Here is a 4,483-nt window from a genome sequence, read left to right on the forward strand (position 1 = left end):
CCCCCACACCCACCCCCCACACCAACCAAGAGGAGATGAAGTGATGCGTTTCCCGCGCGCCTCGGGCCTGATCGGCATACCCGCCCTCGCGCTCCTGGCTGTGAGTATCTCCGCGCCGCACGGCTCCCCACCGGCCGCGCCCGCCGCCCGGCCCGTGGCGAAGGCGGCCGCCCTCCCGGCGTTCGACCACGTCGTGGTCGTGCTGTTCGAGAACAAGAACTACAGCTCCCTCACCGGTTCCAGCGCACCGTACTTCACCAACCTCGCCTCCCAGGGCACCCTCTTCACCAAGTCGTTCGCGCTCACCCACCCCAGCCAGCCCAACTACATCGGACTCTTCTCGGGCTCCCAGCAGGGCGTCGGCAACGACGACTGCCCCAAGAACTTCCGCGCCGACAGCCTGGGGCAGCAGCTCCTCACCGCGGGCAGGACCTTCAAGGGCTACTCCGAGGCCCTGCCCAGCGCCGGATACACCGGGTGCGGCAGCGGCAAGTACCGCCGCAAGCACGCCCCCTGGGTGGACTTCCCCACCGTCAACGGCGCCTCGTACAACGTGCCGTTCTCCGCATTCCCCAGCGACTACAGCAAGCTGCCGAACGTGGCGTTCGTGACGCCGGACATGTGCAACGACATGCACGACTGCTCCATCGGCACGGGCGACTCCTGGCTCAAGAGCAAGCTCGACGGCTACGCCCAGTGGGCCAAGACCCACAACAGCCTCCTCGTCGTCACCTTCGACGAGGACCACTCCACCTCCGTCAACCAGATCTACACCGCGTTCGTGGGCGCCCATGTGAAGACCGGCTACAAGTCCACCACGCAACTCAACCACTACGGCCTCCTGCGCACCCTGGAGGACATCAACGGGCTGCCCGCCCTGGGCAGCGCCGCCGGGAAGTCCCCGGTGACGGACGCCTGGACCACCTCCTGACGGGGGGAGGTGAGGGCCGCGCCTGATCCGCGGCCCTCCACACCGGTGTCCCGGGGTACCCACCAGAGCCCCCAGGACACCGGCACCCGCTCATCCCCCGCATGCGTACACCCCCGCGAGGAGGCGTCCCCGCCGTGTATCTCTCCACCATCGACCGGCCGTCGCGCGGCGGCCCGGGCCCCGGCCGGCGCCGCGCGCTCACCGGCGTCGGCGCCAATGTGCTGGCCCTCGGCACCGTGAGCCTGCTCACCGACATCTCCTCGGAGATGGTCACGGCCGTGCTGCCGCTCTACTTCGTCCTCACCCTGCACCTCGGCCCGGCCGCGTACGGCGTGATGGACGGCCTCTACACCGGGGCGACCGCCCTCCTGCGCCTGGTCGGCGGCTATGTGGCGGACCGGTTCCGTACCCGCAAGGCCGTCGCGGCGGCGGGCTACGGCCTGTCCGCGCTCGCCAAGCTCGGCCTCGTCGCGGCCGGCAGCGTACCGGCGCTCGGCGCGGTCCTCGTCGCCGACCGCGCGGGCAAGGGCCTGCGCACCGCACCCCGTGACGCGCTGATCACCCTCTCCGTGCCCGAGCCGCTGCTCGGCCGGGCGTTCGGGGTGCACCGGGCGATGGACAGCGCGGGAGCGTTCGCCGGCCCGCTGGTCGCGCTCGCCGTGCTCGGCGCCGCGGGCACCACGACGTCGCAGGCGTTCTCGGCGCTCTTCCTCACCAGCTTCTGCATCGCGGCCGCGGCCCTGCTCGTCCTCGCGGTCTTCGCCCGCGACCGGGTGGAACGCCACCCGTCACCGGCCCCCGCCCCGTCACCGCGCGCCGCGCTCGGGCTGCTGCGCGGCGGCGACACCCGGCGACTGCTGTACGCGGCCACCGCGCTGGGCCTGAGCACGGTCGGGGACGGCTTCGTCTATCTGGTGCTGCTGCGCCGCCAGGGCTGCTCCACCGGCTGGTTCCCCTGGCTCGCGGTGGGCACCAGCCTCGTCTACCTCCTCCTCGCCCCGCCCCTCGGCGCGCTCGCCGACCGCTACGGGCGGGCGGTGCTGCTGCGCTGGGGCTATCTCGCGCTCGGCGGGGTGTATCTGCTGCTGGGCAGCCCGCTGTCCGGCACACCGGTGACCGTGGCCTGTCTGTGTCTGTACGGGGTGTTCTACGCGGCCACCGACGGAGTCCTCATGGCGCTGGCGGCCCCCGCCTTCCCCGAGGCCCTGCGCACCACGGGGCTGGCCTGCGTCCAGACCGCCCAGGCCCTCGCCTACTTCGCCTCGTCCGTCGCCTTCGGCCTCGCCTGGGCGGCCTGGGGCCCGGCGACCGCGTCCAGGGCCGCCCTGGCCGTGGTGATGGCGGCTCTGGGCGTCACCACCACGGCCCTGCGGGGCCGCTCCACGAAGGAGGCCGTCCGATGACCGCCCGGACCACCTGGCTCGCCCACCTCTCGCGCTCGCCCCGACGGCGGGTCCTGACCGCGTCGGCCGGCTTCACCGCGCTGGCCGTGCTGGCCGGTTCGGCCATCGTGGCGGCCCGCCCGGACACCCCCGCCAAGGTGGCGGGCCAGGGCGCGGTGTCCCTGCTGCCGGTCTCCCCCTCCGTCCAGGAGGGGCCCGCTCTCGCGGCGCTGAGCACGGCGTCCGACACTCACGGACGGCTGATCGCGGTGTCCGCCGGAGCGACCGGCGCCCCCAGGACCGTCGCCCGGCTGGAGTGCGCGCGGTTCCACGCGGCGGCGGGCACGGGGCTCTGCCTGCGCCTGGACGGCGACCTGACGACCTATCGGCTCACGGTGCTGGACGCCCGGCTCAGGGTGCGCGGCGAGATCCCGCTGGTCGGAGTGCCCAACCGGGCACGGGTGTCACCGAGCGGGCATCTGGTCGCCTGGACGGTGTTCGTCACCGGCGACTCCTACAACGGCGGACGCTTCTCCACCCGCGTCGGCATCCTGGACACCCGCACCGACACGCTCGTCCCCACCCTGGAGGAGTGGGCGGTCACGGTGGCGGACCGGCCCCACCACGCGAAGGACCTCAACTTCTGGGGTGTCACCTTCGCGCTGGACGACCGGCACTTCTACGCCACGATGTCCACGGGCGGCCACCGCTATCTGGTGCACGGAGACCTCGCCACCCGCCGGCTGAGCACCGTACGGGACGGTGTGGAGTGCCCGTCGCTGTCCCCGGACGGCACCCGGATCGCCTTCAAGGCCGCCCGCGACGGCAACCCCCGGCACGGGTGGCGTCTGTCGGTGCTCGACCTGGCCACCGGCCGTGTCACCCCGCTCGCCGAGGAACACAGCGTCGACGACCAGGCGGTGTGGCTCGACTCCCGTACGGTCGCCTACACACTGCGGCGCGGCAGGGACCACGCCGACGTGTGGCGGACCCCGGCCGACGGGACGGGCCGCCCACACGTCCTGGTCACGGACGCCGAGTCCCCGGCGGCGCTCACCACACCGTGACGCACACGTCGTCTACAAGTCGTGCACCGCCGTGCGTGCGGCGGAGACGAAGGCCAGGACCGACGCCCAGAAGGGGTCGTAGCACTGGTCGAACAGCGCGGCGGCGTCCGGCTCACCCTCGATGGACGCGCCAAGTGCCCGGTGCGGAGGCCGAGTCGAGAGCCTGAGCGTCTCGGCGGCCGCGGCCACGTTGTCCGGGCCCTCCAGGTTGATGACCCATATGAAGTGGCGGAGTCTGCCGTACTCCACCCTGAGGCCGGCCTGCACCTCTTTGAGCGCCGGGAGCTGTTCGGCGCGGCTGCCGCCCGACTTGTGGATGTCCGACACCGTCCAGTACAGCTCCGCCATCTTGTGCGCCTGCTCGATCAGGCTCACATAGGCCGAGCGCCGCGCCTCGCCGATACGGATGGTGCGCTGGGTCCGCTCGGTGGCGGCGGCCTGGATCTGGGCCGCGCGGGCCGTGCCGCGGCTGGTCACCCAGCTGGCGAGCACGGCCGTGCCGGCGGTCAGCGAAGAGATCCAGAGGGCGGAGTCAGTCACGCCGGGAACTCTTCCCGGGCACGCCCCTCCTCATCCGGCGGCTCATGAGGCGGCCCCGCCGCTGACCCACAGCTGGGCGTGCTGGGTGGAGTCGCACGGGGTCACCATCGCGCCATTGCTGCCCACTTCGAGGCAGTCGCCGCTCGATGTGTTCTTGATGGTGCTGCCGGACGACGTGCGGGTGCCGATGCGCCAGTGCTGGCCGCCGGCGGTCTGTCCGCAGGGGAAGGCGGTGGCGTAGCCGGTGAAGCCGCCGCCGCCTCCGAAGTCGCTGCCGCCCACCAGGCAGTAGCCGCTGCCACGGTTGATCAGCTGGAAGGAGCCGTCGGAGGCGTACGAGAAGGTCCACGCGTACGAGCCGGAGGACTCGCAGGGGCCGTACGAGGCGCTCGTACCGCCGCTGCTCAGGCACTGGCCGTTGGAGACGTTCTTGACGCGGAAGGTGCCCGGTGAGCCGATCGTGGGGCCGGGCTGGGCCGGTGGGTCCGCCGGGGGGCGGTCGGTGTGGGTTCCGCCGCCGGGCTTGCCGCCGCCCGAGCCGCCCTGACCGGTCCCGCCCGCAC

Annotated in this window: 5 protein-coding genes; 3 read left to right on the forward strand and 2 right to left on the reverse strand. The window is 72.8% G+C overall.

Going from position 1 to position 4,483, the window contains the following annotated elements:
* Positions 1–43 precede the first annotated feature (43 nt).
* The 3 genes from A8W25_RS14340 to A8W25_RS14350 all read left to right on the forward strand — a co-directional run bounded on the left by A8W25_RS14340 (position 44) and on the right by A8W25_RS14350 (position 3,380).
* Positions 44–931 (forward strand): alkaline phosphatase family protein, encoded by an 888-nt coding sequence (locus A8W25_RS14340; protein WP_067161339.1) that lies wholly within the window; start codon positions 44–46, stop codon positions 929–931.
* Positions 932–1,065: 134 nt separating this feature from the next.
* Positions 1,066–2,334 (forward strand): MFS transporter, encoded by a 1,269-nt coding sequence (locus tag A8W25_RS14345; RefSeq protein ID WP_067161341.1) that lies wholly within the window; start codon positions 1,066–1,068, stop codon positions 2,332–2,334.
* A complete protein-coding gene (locus A8W25_RS14350) occupies positions 2,331–3,380 on the forward strand; it encodes a TolB family protein (protein ID WP_067161345.1) in 1,050 nt (349 codons plus the stop codon). The genes A8W25_RS14345 and A8W25_RS14350 overlap by 4 nt, the downstream gene beginning before the upstream one ends.
* A gap of 12 nt (positions 3,381–3,392) precedes the next feature.
* Here A8W25_RS14350 and A8W25_RS14355 read toward each other — a convergent pair whose 3' ends face one another.
* Positions 3,393–3,920, reverse strand: coding sequence for a hypothetical protein (locus A8W25_RS14355; protein WP_067161348.1), 528 nt, complete (start codon positions 3,918–3,920; stop codon positions 3,393–3,395).
* A 42-nt stretch (positions 3,921–3,962) separates the two neighbouring features.
* Positions 3,963–4,483, reverse strand: a 521-nt coding sequence (locus tag A8W25_RS14360) for an RICIN domain-containing protein (protein ID WP_199831753.1), incomplete at its 5' end; no start/stop codon positions are given.

The organism is Streptomyces sp. ERV7 (assembly GCF_001653515.1).
In the GTDB taxonomy this organism is placed as follows: domain Bacteria; phylum Actinomycetota; class Actinomycetes; order Streptomycetales; family Streptomycetaceae; genus Streptomyces.